This window comes from Mesonia oceanica (assembly GCF_902499555.1).
GTDB classification, from domain to species: Bacteria; Bacteroidota; Bacteroidia; order Flavobacteriales; family Flavobacteriaceae; genus Mesonia; species Mesonia oceanica.
Genome location: NZ_CABVMM010000008.1, coordinates 1 through 18,312, shown reverse-complemented (window position 1 = coordinate 18,312; position 18,312 = coordinate 1). Strand labels below are relative to the sequence as shown.

Genomic DNA, 18,312 nt, shown 5'->3' with positions numbered 1-18,312 from the left:
TGAAATGTAAAAAAAGTGGCCAGAGGAATCTTGACCTGTCAAAAAGGATATAGCTATCCTATAAAAAAGCTGAATTAAACCCTGGGAGGATCTAAAAGGGATGAAATAGGCTCTTCGCCCAAACTTTCAAAATGAAGAAAAACCTTAGAAGATATTTCTGTATTAATAGGCTTAAAATTCACTGAAGCAAATTCCACCGTATGTACGTGACAGCAATGGCAGGTACAGAAGGGGGGGCAAAGCTCAGAGGCACTATGGTTATGATCTAAATTATAAGTAGCCATTACCTCTGTTTGTGAATTATCGCAAAAAGCATCTGTATCAGAACAGGGAAACGCATTAAGCGTCAATACATAGAGAGCAAATATGAATGTTAATAATTTCACATTACAAAGATAACCAAATTGTGATGCACAGGGTGTGCAAAAGTCAATGATCAGCTTTGTAACTTTATTAGGTCTCAAAAATTAATAACACTATCCAAGGCATCATCCGCATCTCGGTGAATAAAATTGGCTTGATAATTCAAAGTGGTTTTTAAATCACTATGACGATAGAGCTTTTGTAACATTAATGGATGAATACGATCACCCGCTATATTACCAAAGCTATGCCTAGCGATGTGGTTAGATAAGTTCTTATCAATCTCACATTCTTTTGCAATTTGTTTTAGGCATTTATTAAAGACTTTAGTGACACTTTTCGTTCGTATATAGATTTGTTCAGCATCATTAGTATCCGTATTTCTAAGGAATGGAAAAACATAACCTTTATTAAGTTTTTTCTCTTTTTTATAATGTTCCAAAATCTTTTTTGCCTTCGCAGGAATTTTAAGGCTGAGTGCTTTTTCATTTTTATTCATTATATAATAAATTCGATTATCTTTAAAATCCGACCATTTTATTTTCACAACATCAGAAATACGAATTCCGGCAAAATAAAAAGAAAATAACCATACATTATGAGTGTGCCAAATAGAACTATTTTTCTCCAACTTTAGTTTTTCTATTTTCTCGATCTCTTCCGTGCTTAGCCCTATTTTATTACCAGAACCAATTCTAATTTTTTCCTTATCACCAGCAAAAGGGTAAAATTTTCGCTCAATAATTCCTTCTTTAATAGCTAAATTGAAAAGAGTTCTAATTAAAATAAGTTGATTAGTAATAGTTCTGGTTTTTTGTCCTAAATAAGAATGACAAAATGTTTTATATTTATTAATGAAAACTTCATCAATATCCCGGAACGCTAAAGCCTTACTATTTTTAAAATAAGCTACACCATCTAACCAGCTATATTTGTTAAGCCTGGCCTCACTAATTCGGTGCAAGCGGCGCTCATTTATTGACTTAATAACGGCTGATTTATTTTTATTCCTTTTTAGATTTAAAAATTCCTCGAGGTTATAAAGAATAGATAATTCAGCCTTAGCGACGGAAAATGTTCCTCTTTCATATTTTTCCATTATACGCTCTGCGGCTAGTTCAAAAAAAGATTTCTGACCATAGGTTCCTTTTAATTTTTGCTTTACCTGTTTCGGACTAACCTGATCTTTAGATTCAAAAAATATGTCATTCACTTCACTCAATTTCTTCATTAAAAAATTGTTCAACTTTTGTGAATTTGGATGGCTTCTTTTCGCTTTTCCTGCTTTCTCATCCCAATCCTTTTCGAAAACATATTGACCAATCCACTTATAACTAGTTTTGTAATTTTCAGTAATTCTCAATGCAAGAGGAATTCTGCCATCTTTTCTTATCTTATTTTTCCGTAAAACAATTTTTATATTAGACATACTCAATTAATTAGAATCACATAAATATAATTAATTAGTTTAAAAATGGGTACAGAATGGGTACAGAATAGGTACAGAATAATTTGATTTTAACACTATTTGAATAAAACCATAAAATATGTAATTAACTGATAATCATATTATTTAATATATTTTAGTTTGTTTTATATAGCTATTTGAGTAGGTTCATAACCCGGAGGTCCCGAGTTCAAATCTCGGTCTCGCTACAACAAAACCACTCTAAATTCTTAGGGTGGTTTTTTCTTTTTATACCTTGTAAAAAAATACCAATTTTTCAAATCAATTCAAATGAGGGACTTGGAATAATCTCTTACGATTATTTTTAAGGGCTCCCACCTATTTTAACCAAAAAACCGCTTATGCCGATGTGTATCGAAGCGGTTTTTATGTTTATATGTTGAGCTAATGCCGTTACCAAGCAAAGCGCTATTGGGGGCAGTAAGTTTACCGCTCTCCCACCCAATGTGGATAAATGGGGGTTTGTTCTGAAATTTGCTGAAGTTGGCTTAAATGTTCTGCAGATAGGTTCCAACCTACGGCATCGATGTTAGCACGCAACTGCTTTTCATTTCGTGCCCCAATGATAATGTTAGAAACGCTTTTGTTTTGTAGCAACCAGTTGATGGCAATCTGGGGGATAGATTTGCCGATTTCGGCACTTATCTTTTCCAATACCTCAACGACCTGAAAAAGAAATTCGTCTTTCACAGGCGGTGCTCCTACTGCTCCACCCGACTTAATCCGGCCTTCCTGGGTTTCCATTCCTCTTTTTATTTTTCCGGTTAACCTTCCCCAGCCTAGCGGACTCCAAACCATTAATCCCATATGTTGGTCTTCTAAAAGCGGCATTAATTCCTGCTCATAATACCGACCAATTAAGGAATAGTAGCCTTGATAAACCACATATTTTTCCACGTTTAATTTTTCAGCTAAAGAAAGTGATTTCATTAATTGCCAGGCGGCGAAATTAGAACAACCTAGGTATCGTACTTTTCCGCTTTTCACCATATTTTCAAGCGTTCTTAAGGTCTCTTCAATAGGCGTGTTTTGGTCGAAACCGTGCATGAGGTAAAGGTCGATATAATCGGTATTCAATCGTTTTAAACTATCTTCCAGTGCATTCATCAAGTGATATCTTGACGAGCCTTTTCCGTTGGGGTGTTCGCCCATTTGGAAGCTAGCTTTGGTAGATATAATGCTTTTGCTTCGTTTTCCTTTTAAGGCCTTTCCTAAAACAATTTCAGCATCACCAAGCGAGTACACATTAGCGGTGTCAAAAAAATTGATGCCACTTTCCAGGCAAATATCAATAAGCCAGGTCGCTTCGCTTCGTCTACATCGGTTTGTCCCCAACGCTGAAAAAATTCGTTGGTTCCTCCAAAAGTTCCGGTTCCTAAACTTAATACCGGCACTTTTAAGCCTGAATTTCCTAAATTTCTGTATTCCATGTTAGTTGTTTTTAGATTAAATTATTTTTCTAGTTGTATACTGAGGATGGCCATTAGGATAGCGATTAGCGAGAATACGGCACTCATTAGGCTAATGGAGAGTAATCCTAAGGTACTGGAAATAAGTATTCCGCCAAGCGAGGAGCCTAAGGCGATTCCTATATTGAAAGCTGAAATATTGAGTACAGAAGCGACATCTTCTGTACCGGCCAAGTATTTTTCTGAAAGTTGAATAACATACAATTGCATTCCTGGGACGCAGGCAAAACCTGCTACGCCAATGACGGCAACTAAAACAAGTGCAGGAATTTTATAGGGCAAGCCTAGGAACATCAAGCCAAAGGTAAGTAGTAAAATACTGAACAATACGGCAAGGGTTTTGGCGGGATTGGTATTGGAAAATTTTCCTCCTAACAAGTTACCGAAGGCGACGGCGACTCCATACAGGAGTAAGATGAGTGTAATCTGGTTTTCTGTAAACCCTGAAATATCGGCTAATATTGGGGATAAGTAGGTAAATGTGCCAAATAATGCCGCGAATGAAAAAAGGGTTAAAGAAAAGCCTATAAGTATTGATTTTTTACGCAATAGGTTCAACTGGTCTTTGAGTGCAATGGGCTTTCCTTGTTGGATGTTGTTGGGCAGCCAAAATCGGTTGGCCAATAGGCAGAAAAAACCCACCGCAGCAACGCCTGCAAAGGTAAATCGCCAGCCTAAATGCTGACCAATATAGGTTCCTAAAGGAACGCCGGTTACCATCGCCACGGTTAATCCGGTAAACATTATGGAAATGGCGGTTGCTCTTTTTTCTTTGGCAACAAGACTGCTGGCAATATTGGCACCAATGCCTACAAAAACGCCGTGGGCAACGCCTGATAAGACCCTGGCAAAAATTAAGAGTGCAAAACCGGATGAAATGGCGGCTATGCTATTGCTGGTTACAAAAAGTAACATGAGGATAAGTAGTAATTTCTTACGTTGTAGATGATGGGTAAAGGCGGTAAGTACCGGACCTCCAATGGCTACGCCGATAGCGTAAGCGGTGACCAACCAACCTGCGGAAGCGGTACTGATTGAAAATTCTTTGGCAATGGTGGGCAATAAACCAATCATTACCACTTCTGTGGTGCCGATGGCAAAAACGCTTAGGGTTAATGCCCATATGGCAATGGGTATACGCACTTGTTCTGGAAGGGAGATCCTGTAATTTTTCATACGACAAAGTTCTGCAAGGCCTCTCTGCCTTCACAGGACATTTGTCAATGATTTGATGTGATAAATGTCACCTTTTAAGATTCTACTTTGGTGAGCCGGCTTAAGGTTTCTCGAGTAACGCCTAGGTAAGAGGCGATCATCGCTTTGGGTACGCGTTGCATTAAGCCGGGATATAAACTGAGTAAATTGTGGTAGCGGTCGTTGGCATTACTGCTTAAAAAGCAAAGGATCCTTTTTTGCAAAGCAATATAGCCGTTGGTAGTTTTTTTAAGGAAAAAAGTTTGCATTTTGGGCATTTCCTTGCTTAGTTTTTCTTTGTTTTCTAAGGTGAGGGAAAGGGTTTTGGTGTCTTCTAAACAGTCTACGGTGAGGGTCGATTTGGTTTGACGATGAAAGGCTTCGGCATCGGTAATCCACCAATTTTCCATTCCGAATTGTAGAATATGTTCTTTGCCATCGGGATCTACTCTTGATACCCGCATTAAGCCTTTAACCACAAAGAAATCGAAAGAGGCATAATCGCCCTGGTGCAAAACGATCTGATGTTTTTTAAAGGTCTTTTCTTGAAAATGGGCCAAGACACGATCAAACTCAGCATCGCTTAGTGTTACAATTTCTTCGATTTGTATTCTTAAGGGGTGTTGGCTCATTTGTTTTGGGTTTTGGAGTAACACGCAACGGTTTTTGGCAAAAATAGGCTACGGATTGGTTAGAAACCATAGACAAAATTAAGGAATTTTATGTTTGTGCGGTTTTTTGAGTAGAATATAAAGCTGCGGTTATTGGTCTATGGTGTTATGTATCGCTTTTTTTATTTTTCCACAAAATCTACTTCAAAATCAGTAACTCCTTCGAAATTTTTCGGTTCAGTAAAATAGTCAAAACTTGCAGCTCTTCCTGGGCCAAAAGAATCTCCATCATTAACTCTTGCTTTTGTGGTGTAAACAATATCTCCGGTTGAATTCAAGAATTTAATTTTCACGTAACCTTTTATGTCCGATGAACTTTTATTTCTAATCATTCCTACAACGGCCCAAGCAAATTTACTATCCTCTTTAATTTTCACATTTTCAACTTTTATTTTAGAAGAATTTATTGATTCAGTCGCTTTCTTTGAAGAATCAAATCCGCAAAAGCTATCGAGCAATGCTTGATAAAAGTAGGCAAAGGAAGATTGGAAGAGGCTTGTAAAATGAAAAACCTTGATTTCCCAAAAAAGAAACCTTTGTTTAAAATAAACTGGAATGGCGGTCATAGTGTTCTAAACTATGCTTATAATATTCATTTCGGTAAAAAGCAATTTACTCAACTATTAATATTACATAATGAAAAATTGCCGGAGTATGGTTGAACTATTGAATGGCAACGTTATTAGCTTATATAAGAAAATACCATTAATGATAAGAAAATCAAAGACAATGAGAGCACAAGCAATTGTCCTTTAAAAAAAATCTTATTTCCTCTTTCTAACTTTGTGCATTTATCTTCATCTTCCATATATTCTCCACCTTTGATTATCTGGCGAGAAATACGTCCTTTTAATCTAAAATTTTCAGATTCGTGATAAGCAATATAAAATCCAAAAATAATGGAAGTCACCCCGAAAGTTAGAGAAATTAGACCAAAATTAATTTCTATATCTGTAAGACACTTGTTCATTAAAATATTAACTAAAAAACCTATTTCTGCAGTAGATATTATTATAATTAAATTTCTTACATAGGTCAGTTGGCTAATATGAATCTGAAGCCAAGTTTTTACATCATAAATTTCTTTTATTGCCTCTTTATTTTTCCCCATAAAAATTTAAATTAAAACCCCGAAAAATGATTAAACTTTCGGGGATGATTAATAGATTAAAGCCTAATTTGCATTTTAAAATAAGTGTTTTGATTTAAATCACAAAAATTGATCTATAATTTCAATTCTTATAATCAATCCCCCAACAAGTTATGTATCTCTCCTTTAGTGACAGTTCTAATCTAACTAGGTTTTTATCATTTAAAAGTAGTTGTAGCTAGGTGCTTGGCAACACTTCCCGTTTATCTTTCTATAAAATTAACTAAAAATCTCTAAAACGCCTTACGGTTTCCCTTAAAATGTTTTTAGGAAGCGGGTTGTTGTGTTTAAAAGGGTGATTTTTGTAAGCTAAACGTGTTAGTTAGCCATTACAAGTAGAGTCAGTTTATACTGAGGGGAGTCAAAGTGTAGTCGAAAACGCCATAATTGCGGTTATAGATTGCTGTGCGTTGGTTTTTCTTTTCGGTTAAGTTTATCTAAGGTGTTTAAAAGCCAATTTTGGTTCACTCTTTTTGATTGTTTATTTTCTTGTATTTTTTTCTCTAAAATTGGGACGAAACTTTTGTCATTTAAATATTCGATAGATTCCAAAATGAGCGAACCATATTCATCAAGTTTTTCAAGTTCTGTTTTTAAAATTTCTTTTATTCGATGGTCTTTTCTCCGGGCTAAACCAGAAATAGCTTCAAATCTTGTTCCTTGATCGTTGTCTGAAATTCTATCCCATAAAGCGCTTCTTATTTTCTTATGATCTATCTTTACTTGACTTCCAATTCCAAAAGTGGCCCCATCCCTGATATCAGGGTCCCTGTCGTTTGATAATTTTATTAATGTATCTATTGCTTTATCCTTTTCTATGCTACTAAGCGCTGATACTAAACTGTGTTTTACATATACACTTTTGTGAGTACAAAATGAACAAAGAAATTCAACTTGTCTATTTGTTAGTTTTTCATTGTTATGTCCAATTCCATAAAATATTGAACTTATAACTTTTTTATAAGATTCTGATTTTAATAACTGAAAGAACAAATTAATAATTTCTTTTTTGTGGCGCCTTGGAAAACCAAATTGTGCTAATACATCTGTTCCTATCATCCTTTCTTTAGCAGATTCTGATTTAGTCAATAAAATACTCTTTTTAAAAATTTCGTCAGTTTTTCGTTTTCTTAATTCACTAATATATTTCCAATAGTTTTCCTTTGACTTATTAGTCAAAAGTCTTTCAAAAATCTTTTCAGTTTTGTAGTTAGTTAATTTGTTCACTGGTTTTTTTCAAATGGCACACAAAGAGTTTGTATATGGAAATTAGCGATCAATTATGAGTTAATTTATGATTCGTCACAAGCCCAAACTTTTGCACCCGCCTGCTGGACCAAGTTTGTAAAGTGATGATTCTTCAAACCTAAGGGCCGGCAGGCAGGGATAGAAAATTTGCGAGGGCTTTCCGAGAGGAAATTCAGTCACAATGGGCTATAGCCGGTATCGTGTGTAGTTTTTTTAAATTCAGTCATATTCCCTTTTATGGAATTCCAAAATTTTGTCAGTCAAACGATTTATTTCCTTTCTTTCTTTTAGTTTAAAATTCGCAAAGAATATCAGTCAGAAAATAACTAACGTAATTGGTAAAATCCAATTCCCATTTATCAGAGAAACTATTATGGTCAGAATAACAAATCTGATTAATACTTTTCCAGCAATATTCATTGGCCACTTAAAATCAAATTTCAAGTCATAATTCCCATTTTCATTAATAAGTCCGATTAACCTGTGATTGTTCGGAAAACGCTTTGGCATTAATTCAAACTTTTCGGGTCCGATATAACCAGTATAAAATCCATTCATAATTAGCTTGTTCAGAATTTTTAAATTTTTGTCAGATTTGGTTATTGTTTGTCTCATTGTTCAAATAACACGTAACGGTTTTATATAACAATCAGTTACGGGTTGATTAGAAACTAAGATAGCTAAAATTACCGAATTTTATGTTTGCGCGGTTGTGTCCGCAAGACAAAGCCGGAATTGTTGTTATACGGTGTTACCTATAGTTATTTTTCCATAAACTCTTTGTTTATCGACTTTTTAAATAACTGTTCTATTTCACTTTTAGTCAGCTTTTTCATAAACTCAACATCATCTTCGTCAATTCCACTATAAAATATAACTCCAGTTCCTTGCACTTTAAAATCAAGAATGCTGTCAAGAGAAACCTGTGTTTTAGTACTGTCAGTTTTTCTCAAAGATATTTTAGTCCAAATCTCAGCATTTTTATTTTCCAAATCAATTTTATACAAACCAATTAGAACAATACTATCGTGATATATTCTTAATTCCTTTTTTACAGTTTCCAAATCGTAATTTATTGTTGTTTGAAAATCTGATTTTAAATTCAGTTCTTCAATATGTGCAGCTAAAGTTGTTGCAATAAAACTGAAACTGCAAATTACTATAATTATCGGTTTGAATATTCTTTTCGGTTTTTTTGTGATTATTTGTCTTTTGTTCCAATAAGAGTATGAAAATGGTAAAATCATCAAAGCCATTAGATCAGAGTAATCTACTGTTCGATTAATTCCGATTCCGTATGAGTTAGCAAAGTCAAAAATTGGCTGTGAAAGTTCCAATTTCCAAAACACGAATAAAATTCCGCTTAGAATATAAATCAACTTTATTTTTTTAGAAAAGAAACAGCTGAAGAAATAGGGGAAAGCAAATAATCCAACAAAGTCAGATAGTTTACCCGTCAGATAATTGTGATATTCAAATTTCAAGTATAAATCGTTAATTAACAATAGAAAAATTGATACAAGAAATAAGATTCGGTATAGGTGTTTTTCTTTATTCACGATTTTTTTATAATTATGGGTAACGGTATCAGCTATGAGTAGTTGCGTGGTTTATCACTTAACTTTGCAAGTACACACCAAACTGAAAATCCACGAGGATTTTCAGAAGTAGGCGAGAACAAGCAATTACTTATAGCCATTGTTGCAATAGTACTTTATTCATTAGTTGAAATTTCAATTCCACTTTCTTTTAAAAACAAATCCAATTTAAATAACAAAGTATGATTATTCGTAATTTGTGAATTTACCTCATTTAGTAAGTATTTCATTGTTGTGTCACTTGAGTCTGACATTTCTGAAAACTCTTCATCTATATCTATGTCAATTCGTAAATAATTCTTATCCAAACCAGAAGATTTATAAATTGTTTCAATTTGCTGGTGAGCAATTTTTACTGGTCCTCCAGTAGAAATATCAATAATTGGTTTTATCCAATTTAATCTACCCCAATTTTTAGAGTCGTTACTATTGAGCATTTTATTTGCTCTACCAGTACCAAGTGATAAAATAGAAATATCCTTTAATTGAAGATTTTTCCCATTAACTTTATAATGTTTGTAATCAGAGTTTCCTAAAACTTCAATCAAAGCGCCTATTGAAGGATTATTCATAATTACTCCACCATCCACGCAAATAATATTTTCACTATTGTATTTAAAATTGTGAGAAGCAAAATATGTTGGTGCTGCTGATGTAGCTCTACATATTTCTATAAGTTTAGAATTTTTATCAGGAAAAATACTTGCCTCACGTGTTGTAAAAAATACAGGTAAATTTCGATGAATATTATAAGAACTAATAAAAATTGGTCTTAAGCAACTTGTTATTCTATTGTCTCCAAAATAATCCAATAGAACTTTTTCTAAATTCGTAACATCAAATTGTGGATTAAATAATTTACGCAAATCATCCACCTTTCTTTTAAAGTATCCTGTTGTTTTAGGAAAAATTTCTTTTCCTCTTTCCTTGTAAATGGACTCAATTTGTTCAAGAGTGTATTTTCTAGTATCAGTTTCCAATGATTCGTAGTCCTGTAAAGTTAGCGCACAAGCAAGTAAACCACCAGTTGAAGTACCTGCAATTAAATCAAAAGATTTGTGAATTGGTTCTCCTGTTAGCTGTTCTATTTGCTTGATAACTTGTAATGGAATAATGCCCCTTAAACCGCCACCATCAATACTTAAAATCCTGAATTTTGTATTTTCTGGCACAGTTTAGATTTTGTAAACGTTATCTAAAAATCTTAGTATTAAATCGAAAATTTTATCCTCATCTAAAGCTCCTATTTCCAATTCCGAACCAGAAGAAGCATTGGCTTTAATTTTAGTTGTAATTTTCACTGTTCCACTAATTTCATCTCCTTCAAATGTTAGAGAAGGAAAGTGTCTCGTATTATCAAGATAAAAATGACTTCTTCGATTATGTTCTGAAATTAATTGAATCATCACAAAATGTCTTGTTTTCACAACGTCGTATGGGTCTTCAAAAAACAACCTCAAACTTTCATTTGTATAATCATAAAGTTTGTTATTAACTTCATTTAGAATGTTTTTTAATTGGAAATGAGCAAACCGTTCAAAATATTCATCAAAGTGTCTTATACTCTCAATCTTTTTACTTCTTTCTTGAAGTAACTTTTCAAGTTTTTGTATTTTATTAATATCCATTTTTTATGTCTTTTGTATTATTGCCAACATGCGAATAAACGCAATTGCGTTTATCTGCACTATATCACTTCTCCAAATATAAATAAATTATCTATTTTCTAAAACAGCGCCAAAGCAAAGGTATACAGCCACGCTTAGCACCCAAACAGCCTTTAAGGGAAGCTTAAAAGAGAGCTATGAGCAAGTGATATAGGTATGGAAGATGGATAATTTGGAATTATCAACATTTCAACACCCCAAAAACAACATTATGAGATAATTAAAAATTAAATAGTAACTTTAAAGAACTGGACTAAGGCTTTTCATAGGATACGTTGGCAACTGGCTTTATTTCTTAATAATTCTATTAATTTCATTCTGTATTGTTTTTTCTGTACTAATAATATCTTGCATCATTAGTTTTAGAAGTTGCTTTTTATCAATTCCAGTTTCTTTTGTATTTGAGTAAATGAAATTCATTAAATTTTCAATCTTCGTATTCAAAATTTTTTTTTGTTCTTCAATATTGGCTAAAGCTGATACTTTTTCGTAAGACATCAATTCAATTTTCGTATTCGAAATAGCTTTCCAAGAATTTATTCTGATTTTAGGCATATGAATTCCCCTAGCTTTTTTTACTGCAATCAATATTGATATTTTGGTGTTTTTTTCATAAAAATCAAGAGTGTCAATGAGTGATTTTTGAATCTCTATATGATCAATTATATCTTCATTTGTTTCATTCAATTCTTTATCAATTGAAGAAGAAATCTGGTTTATATAATTTGTATTTTTTTGGTTTTCATTCCAATTATTTATATAAAGAGCTATTAAAATTCCAATTGTTACTGGAATTATTTCTTTAATTAAATATTTGGCATAATTTGAAAATTTATGTTTGATTGATTTTTTTTGGTCAGTCATATTTTCTTTTGAATAATAAACGCAATTATAATTCTTAAATTTCTATTCTTATTAAGATATATCTGATTTTTCAGCTTGTTTCAAATGGTTTGGGTATGGTGCGTGTCCCGCAGGGCATACACTATACCTTTTGTTGTAGGACGTTTTTCTTTTTTGTTTTACACTATAAATTATTCCTGCAATTAGTCCAAATAGTCCACCCAAATAACTGAAATTGTGCATTGAACCAACTGAAATGAAATTCTTTGTGTCAATCAGGTTTTCAGGCAACCACCAGGCAATGCCTTTGTTGGCTAAATACAATTTCCCGTAAACCAGTCCAATTAATCCAGTTACGAATGCGATAATGACCGTAATCAATATAGCTTTCATTGTCACTTTAAACATTTGCTTGTAGTTTTGATGGATTAAACCAACAAGTCCAAGGATAAGTCCGATTGGTAACCCCATCCACCAAGTTGCCATAAATCCAACTGCTGAAACTTCAATTCTTGGATTTGGAAAGATTGATTCATTTCCCATGTCCATTAGTCCGAATTGGTAGAATTTGAATTTAGTGTAATATTCTGGTGAAATGCTGTAAGTCAGTTGGTCGTGAAGAATTCCATAGAGTCCACCAATAATAGGTGCAATTAGTACTATTAATATCAGCATTAAGAATTTCTTCATTGTCGTTTTTTCAATGTCTTAAAACGTGTTTATGTATGGCTCGTTGCGGAAAATCAGCTATGATTTTCCGCCGTAAACCGAACCTGCCTGCCGGCGGCCAGGGATAACAAATTAGCGAGGACTTTCCGCGAGGAAAGTCAGAAGCAATGAACTATAGCCGGTGTGGCTGTTGCACAAGTTCTTTTTGAATCAAACTTCGAATTAAAAGCAATTTTAAAGAATACTACAAACCTAAAAAATAACAACTTACCTATTGCAAAAAATCAGGATAACGCTCTTTTTTAGAAATATAGGCTTGTGCAACGACTACCGGTGTTGGCAAACGTTTTTTAATTTTTTCGTTTCCTCCCAAAGTATCTTGTCAAGAATAAAAATAGGGCAAGCATTCCCAAAGACATAATTGTCAGATAAGTTCTTTGTGGTGCGATGTCAGGTGCAGAAGAAGTCATAATTCTATATGATTCTGAAATTCCACCTATTGCCATAAATCCAAAAATGAAAGCAAGAATTTTATAAAAGGTTTTGTTCATAATGTTATAATTCCAAGTTTTTTAATTGCACTAGCTTTTCATCCATAGACATTTTTTTTCCAAAACCCACATCTGCTTTTCCATTCAGCCATTTCTCTCTATAATTTTCCCAACTTTTTTCATAAGGTGGCTCTCCGCTGTCATCAAATCCATATTCAAATCCACAATTACAAATGTCATAAGATGGATGTCCGTTTTCATCATAAGGTCGCCATTGTTCATTAATCGCTTTTTCTCCGCAAACTGGACAATAACAAAATCCGTCAGAACTAATTTTAAGTTCGACTTTTTCACCATTCCAAGTATTTATCATTTCTGTTTTCAAATGTTTGCCAACGAGTTTGTGTATGATTAGTGGTGTGTTTAAGCACCTAATTTAGCAAATAAAAACCGACTAAAAATCCGCGAGGATTTTCGTAAGTAGGCGAGAACTAGCCATTAATTATACACGTTGTTCTACACCGTTTTTTTTCGCTTTGTTTATAATAATAGCCTTTACAATTTGGATAATTCCGTAAATACATAAATGTACGATAGGGAATAAAATACCATAAAATAATACAACTAACGAGCCGCCACCTTTAAAATTTTCTTCATCACTCAAGATGTAAATCATAAATGAGGTGTAAAGTAAAAACACGAAAAGATGAATGTAAAACACTCTTTTTTGCCTGAACCATAAACCTAATAGAATTAGAATAAATACAATTCCGTAAATCAAATACATCATCGAAAATTCACTATCCGTTGGAATCATTTTAGTTTCGTTTTTCAAGTTCAGCTATCAATTCGATTCGCTTTTGCTTAAAACTCCTACGAGCTTTATTATATTTCGAATTCTTTTCATCCACAATCAATTCCGTAATCAGATACTCAATTTCACTATTGCTTAATTGATTGGGTTCTTTAAAATGTAAGTCAGTACCAAACTCGGGAGTTTCAGTTTTTTCATTTTCCAGTTCATTAATTCGTTCGATTGGTTTTTCGGTTTCAACTTCGGTCAGTTCGTAATGAGATTTTGGTAATTCGGTTTTTCCAATAATTTGCAAATACTCACTTAAAATCCGTTTTTCCACAAATATTTTTCCTCCGCCAAATTTGTGTCGGTCAGTCATATCCTTTTTAACACCTGAAATCCAATATTCATCTCCACTTTCCAAGTCAAAATAGTTTCCGCTAATTCCCATTCCGTTCAGACTTTGAAAAGCTTTTCCGTTAAAATAAATTGTCTTTCCGCTTTTTGAGAAAGACACAAGTCCAATGCACGCAGTTCCATTATCAGAAAATCCGCTCTTCAATTCGATGTATTTTAATTCTGTTCTCAATTTTTTTTCAAATGGTGTAGAACATGCGAATAAACGCAATTGCGTTTATCTACCCTATATCACTTCTCCAAATATAAATAAATTATCTATTTTCTAAAACAGCGCCAAAGCAAAGGTATACAGCCACGCTTAGCACCTCAACAGCCTTTAAGGGAAGCTTAAAAGAGGAATTATGAGCAAGTGATATAGGTATGGAAGATGGATAATTTGGAATTATCAACAATTCAACACCCCAAAAAAACATTAGGGGATAATTAAAAATTAAATAGTCACTTTAAAGAACTCGACTAAGGCTCTTTATAGGATACGTTGTTCTACACCGTTTTTTCTTTCCGATATACATTTATTTCACTACTTGTTGCTGTAATAAAGTATTCTCCATTGGTTGAAAATCCGAAAGCTCTTAATTCATAATCGTGAAAGATTCGGAAACAATGTTTTCCATCATCTTCTTTATATATACTTTTAAAATTCGGTTCAAATATTAAATCAATTATTGGCCATTCAGTTGCCATATATTGAATTCTGTCTCCAGATTTATTTAAAAGTGGTAATCCGCCTCCACATAAACCACTCACAGTTATTTTTTCATTCGCAAGTTTTCCAATTCCCAAAGACCAAAGTTCGTAAGAATTAAACCAATCGTAATCTGTATCATTATCTCTTTCGGTTAATTCAAATTTCGAACAGTCTATAACTCCTCGACCTTGACTTGAAACAATTAGTAGCAATTCAGGATGATTTTTTGAAAATCCAACTTCGCTTAATCCTCCAACAGCAAATGTTTCTTTTTTCCATCCAATTGGAATATCAGATTTCTTTGCATTATCGACTAATTTTTGAAGTCTTAATCGATTTTCATGTTCTGTATTATTGTTTTTACTAAAAATTTTCATTGCGTTGTCAAATGTGCAAGAACGGTTCGTATATGGCTTGTTGCGGGTAAAAAGGTACGGACTTTTCGGTTTAGCACGAGCCGAATTTTTGAATTTACTTTTTACCTTATTAACACAAAAAGGCAAATTCAAAAATTTGGCGACCTAGCAAATACAAATAAATTTTATCTTAAAAAGCTAATTACCAATGATATATAAATTATTATGTACTGGCTTTTATTCCTCAAAGTTGTCGAAATACGAAAAGTCTTTTGTTATTTTTCCATTTTCGATTGTGAAGATTGTGCAAATCGGTAATTCAAATTTAGAGTGGTCTGGTGCAGTTCCGCTCGAAACAAATTCCACGATTATATTTTTCTCTCCAGAAGGATATGTTTGTATTAACTTGTCGTGAATGTCGGGAAATATTCCGTTTAGTTCTGAATACTTGGCAATGGTTTCGGCTCTTGTCATTTTCACAATTCCCCCGCTAAGTGATGGGTCTTTAAATTCCGCTGTTTCAACGTACATTTCTGCCATTTTTTGCCACTCGTGATTGTTGAAATATTCAAAATATTGTTTGACTATTTTGATGTTTTTGTCAGCTGTTTCGGAATAATTATTTTTTTCTACACACGAAGTTGCAAGAGATAATATCAGAATTATAACTAGTGTTCGCATAATTTTTAAAGGTTTATTTATAAGTCTGTTGACATATTTTCTAATATGTATTCCCGTCTGATTTTTTGGTTAATGTTTTTTAGCACTTGGTCTATGATTTTTTCAGATTCCAAGGTTTTCTTGGTGGCGAAAATGTTGACTTTTACCAATGAAAGATAGATATGTTCTTTTGGCAATTCGTTTTCAACTATTTGTAATAATTCTTTTGCCTCATCCATTCTTTGTGCTTTGCTTAAGCAATAGCAAAGGTTCAGTTTTATAATAGGCGAATTTGAAAGGGAAAGCATTATTTTATAGAGTTTAATAACCTCGTTCCAATGTTCAATGTCATTTTTTGTCGCTGTCATATGTTTGCTTGCAATTAATGCCTCAACATAATACGTATTCAGCTTTTTAGGTTTTTCCAAATAGTGGAAAGCCAGTTTTATAAAGTCATTATTCCAATTCTTTTTGTCTTGCTCAAAGAATGAAATGATTTTGTCGTTTTTAACCTTTGCCGGAATTCTTGCAAGATGAAAACAAAATAAGGCGAGAAGGTTTTTGGTGGTAGTTCGCTCGAATTTATCTGACAAGATTTTTGCAAGTGCCAACGCCTCTAAACACAAATCTTCGTTGATAATAGACTTGATTTTTTCGCTGAAAGAATCAAAACCAATATTGAAGACTGCGTATAAAATTTCTTCAATAACTACAATTTCATTTTCGGTTACTTGCTGAAAAGTCAAATCGAAATCTGCGTCTTTTGTAGTTTGCTGAAAGTCCTTTTTTGCTCTATTTATGCTTTTATAGATTGCATCTTGAGACAATAAAGTACACTCGCTTACTTCTTTAATATGCAGACCAAAAATGTTTTTTAGGATAAAAATCACTTTTACTTTAGAAGAAACGTTTTTTGCTTTTGATAAAAACAAAATGGTTTTGAGTCTTAAATCCTCGTTTGGGCTTTCTGTTTCTTCGTTGGCTTTAAAATAAGAAGGGGAATGTAATTGGTTTTCCTTTTTTATTTGGTTTAAAACATCGTTTCTTGCAACAATAAATAGCCAGTTTTCTTTGTTGTTGGGAACTTGGTTTGGTTTCCAGCTTTTTAAGGATTTGTAAAAGGAATTTTGAATTGCATCTTCTATTTCGCTTATATAATTTGGACCGAATTGATTGAAAAGAGCTGAAAACAATTTTCCATAAAAAGTTCTGTAACTGGATTCAACAACCAAAGACGTTTTATTCTTCATATTCCATAATCGGTCTTATTTCAGTAGTTCCGCCCCATAAATGGCAAGGACAACCTTTTGCCAATTCTATGACCGTTTTTAAATCTTTGGCTTGTAGTAAGTAATAGCCACCTATCATTTCTTTAGATTCCAAGAAAGTTCCGTCTTTTACGATACAGTCTTTTCCAGAAATTTGTACGCTATTTTCTTCAAGTCCTTCACCAGAAATCAGATGTCCAGATCTGCCCAATTTTTCAGCCCAAGCCATATGGGATTTTCCTAATTCCTCCATTTCTTTTGGGGAAAGTTGTTGCATTTGCTCCATGTCTTCGTGAAGTAATAATAAGTATTTTTTCATTTTTAAAAGTTTTAGTTCACTATAAAGACAGTTCGCCCGTTCTTTTTTGGACATTTTTTTGCTAAAATTTTGAAATTAGTTCAAATGTTGAATTTTAGCATGATTTTTAGCTTGCACATAATGGTTTTGTGTATATAAACAGTTGAGATTTTACACCCTAACTTTTCAATTTAGCAATGAGCTTTATTTTATGTTTATACTTTCGTTTATCACTTTAGACCCAATTGTTTATAGCCGGTGTGCCTGTTGCACAAGTTCTTTTTGAATCAAACTTCGAATTAAAAGCAGTTTTAAAGAATACTAAACACCTAAAAAATAACAACTTCCCTATTTCAAAAAATCAGGATGACGCTCTTTTTTAGAAATATAGGCTTGTGCAACGACTACCGGTGTTGGCAAACGTTTTTTAATTTTTTCGTTTCCTCCAAAAGTATCTTGTCAAGAATAAAAATAGGGCAAGGATTCCCAAAGACATAATTGTCAGATAAGTTCTTTGTGGTGCGATGTCAGGTGCAGAAGAAGTCATAATTCTATATGATTCTGAAATTCCACCTATTGCCATAAATCCAAAAATGAAAGCAAGAATTTTATAAAAGGTTTTGTTCATAATGTTATAATTCCAAGTTTTTTAATTGCACTAGCTTTTCTTCCATAGACATTTTTTTTCCAAAACCCACATCTGCTTTTCCATTCAGCCATTTATCTCTATAATTTTCCCAACTTTTTTCATAAGATGGATGTCCGTTTTCATCATAAGGTCGCCATTGTTCATTAATCGCTTTTTCTCCGCAAACTGGACAATAACAAAATTCGTCAGAACTAATTTTAAGTTCGACTTTTTCTCCATTCCAAGTATTTATCATTTCTGTTTTCAAATGTCTCGTCCTAAAATATGGCTACAGGTTAAAAATTGATTTACGCTGCATTTAGGTATACCGTTTCAGGTGTTTTAAAGTTTAAAGATAAGTGTAATC

22 protein-coding genes are annotated in these 18,312 nt (G+C 33.2%); all 22 read right to left on the bottom strand.

From position 1 onward, the window contains the following. Positions 1-74 precede the first annotated feature (74 nt). Positions 75-386 (bottom strand): DUF6660 family protein, encoded by a 312-nt coding sequence (locus FVB9532_RS20055; protein WP_386274655.1) that lies wholly within the window; start codon positions 384-386, stop codon positions 75-77. 74 nt (positions 387-460) lie between these two features. Beyond that, positions 461-1,792 carry a phage integrase SAM-like domain-containing protein gene (locus tag FVB9532_RS10565; RefSeq protein ID WP_150545151.1) on the bottom strand — a complete coding sequence of 444 codons (1,332 nt, stop codon included), beginning with the start codon at positions 1,790-1,792 and terminating at the stop codon, positions 461-463. A 465-nt stretch (positions 1,793-2,257) separates the two neighbouring features. Beyond that, entirely contained in the window at positions 2,258-3,100 is an 843-nt protein-coding gene (locus tag FVB9532_RS10560) for an aldo/keto reductase (protein ID WP_262714394.1), read from the bottom strand. Next, complete coding sequence (locus tag FVB9532_RS19750) at positions 3,043-3,261, bottom strand: hypothetical protein (protein WP_228482313.1); 219 nt, start codon at positions 3,259-3,261, stop codon at positions 3,043-3,045. Before FVB9532_RS19750 ends, FVB9532_RS10560 begins: the two co-directional genes overlap by 58 nt. A gap of 21 nt (positions 3,262-3,282) precedes the next feature. Further along, positions 3,283-4,476 (bottom strand): MFS transporter, encoded by a 1,194-nt coding sequence (locus FVB9532_RS10555; RefSeq protein WP_150545150.1) that lies wholly within the window; start codon positions 4,474-4,476, stop codon positions 3,283-3,285. 74 nt (positions 4,477-4,550) lie between these two features. Continuing rightward, entirely contained in the window at positions 4,551-5,126 is a 576-nt protein-coding gene (locus FVB9532_RS10550; protein WP_150545149.1) for a Crp/Fnr family transcriptional regulator, read from the bottom strand. Positions 5,127-5,287: 161 nt separating this feature from the next. Next, positions 5,288-5,542, bottom strand: a complete 255-nt coding sequence (locus FVB9532_RS10545; protein ID WP_150545148.1) for a hypothetical protein — start codon at positions 5,540-5,542, stop codon at positions 5,288-5,290. A gap of 305 nt (positions 5,543-5,847) precedes the next feature. Beyond that, positions 5,848-6,276, bottom strand: coding sequence for a hypothetical protein (locus FVB9532_RS10540; protein WP_150545147.1), 429 nt, complete (start codon positions 6,274-6,276; stop codon positions 5,848-5,850). 432 nt (positions 6,277-6,708) lie between these two features. Continuing rightward, on the bottom strand, positions 6,709-7,542 hold the full coding sequence (locus FVB9532_RS10535; RefSeq protein WP_150545146.1) for a HEAT repeat domain-containing protein: 834 nt from the start codon (positions 7,540-7,542) through the stop codon (positions 6,709-6,711). Positions 7,543-8,324: 782 nt separating this feature from the next. Beyond that, the gene (locus FVB9532_RS10525) at positions 8,325-8,942 is read right to left on the bottom strand and encodes a hypothetical protein (protein WP_150545145.1); all 618 of its coding nucleotides are present in this window, start codon (positions 8,940-8,942) and stop codon (positions 8,325-8,327) included. A gap of 335 nt (positions 8,943-9,277) precedes the next feature. After that, positions 9,278-10,333: a patatin-like phospholipase family protein gene (locus FVB9532_RS10515; RefSeq protein ID WP_150545143.1), complete on the bottom strand. Its 1,056-nt coding sequence runs from the start codon at positions 10,331-10,333 to the stop codon at positions 9,278-9,280. A gap of 3 nt (positions 10,334-10,336) precedes the next feature. After that, complete coding sequence (locus FVB9532_RS10510) at positions 10,337-10,789, bottom strand: hypothetical protein (RefSeq protein ID WP_150545142.1); 453 nt, start codon at positions 10,787-10,789, stop codon at positions 10,337-10,339. A gap of 327 nt (positions 10,790-11,116) precedes the next feature. Continuing rightward, positions 11,117-11,692: a hypothetical protein gene (locus FVB9532_RS10505; RefSeq protein WP_150545141.1), complete on the bottom strand. Its 576-nt coding sequence runs from the start codon at positions 11,690-11,692 to the stop codon at positions 11,117-11,119. A gap of 51 nt (positions 11,693-11,743) precedes the next feature. Next, positions 11,744-12,361, bottom strand: coding sequence for a hypothetical protein (locus tag FVB9532_RS10500; RefSeq protein WP_228482296.1), 618 nt, complete (start codon positions 12,359-12,361; stop codon positions 11,744-11,746). 534 nt (positions 12,362-12,895) lie between these two features. Beyond that, a complete protein-coding gene (locus FVB9532_RS10495; RefSeq protein WP_150545140.1) occupies positions 12,896-13,216 on the bottom strand; it encodes a hypothetical protein in 321 nt (106 codons plus the stop codon). Positions 13,217-13,333: 117 nt separating this feature from the next. Further along, positions 13,334-13,648, bottom strand: coding sequence for a hypothetical protein (locus FVB9532_RS10490; RefSeq protein WP_150545139.1), 315 nt, complete (start codon positions 13,646-13,648; stop codon positions 13,334-13,336). Between the two features lies 1 nt (position 13,649). Next, complete coding sequence (locus FVB9532_RS10485; RefSeq protein WP_228482294.1) at positions 13,650-14,216, bottom strand: hypothetical protein; 567 nt, start codon at positions 14,214-14,216, stop codon at positions 13,650-13,652. A gap of 314 nt (positions 14,217-14,530) precedes the next feature. Further along, a complete protein-coding gene (locus FVB9532_RS10480) occupies positions 14,531-15,112 on the bottom strand; it encodes a hypothetical protein (protein ID WP_150545138.1) in 582 nt (193 codons plus the stop codon). Between the two features lie 216 nt (positions 15,113-15,328). Then, positions 15,329-15,772, bottom strand: coding sequence for a nuclear transport factor 2 family protein (locus FVB9532_RS10475; RefSeq protein ID WP_150545137.1), 444 nt, complete (start codon positions 15,770-15,772; stop codon positions 15,329-15,331). A gap of 17 nt (positions 15,773-15,789) precedes the next feature. Then, positions 15,790-17,001, bottom strand: coding sequence for a DUF6596 domain-containing protein (locus FVB9532_RS10470; protein ID WP_150545136.1), 1,212 nt, complete (start codon positions 16,999-17,001; stop codon positions 15,790-15,792). Further along, on the bottom strand, positions 16,991-17,338 hold the full coding sequence (locus FVB9532_RS10465) for a YciI family protein (RefSeq protein ID WP_150545135.1): 348 nt from the start codon (positions 17,336-17,338) through the stop codon (positions 16,991-16,993). The genes FVB9532_RS10470 and FVB9532_RS10465 overlap by 11 nt, the downstream gene beginning before the upstream one ends. A gap of 611 nt (positions 17,339-17,949) precedes the next feature. Further along, entirely contained in the window at positions 17,950-18,213 is a 264-nt protein-coding gene (locus FVB9532_RS10460; RefSeq protein WP_150545134.1) for a hypothetical protein, read from the bottom strand. Positions 18,214-18,312: the final 99 nt, after the last annotated feature.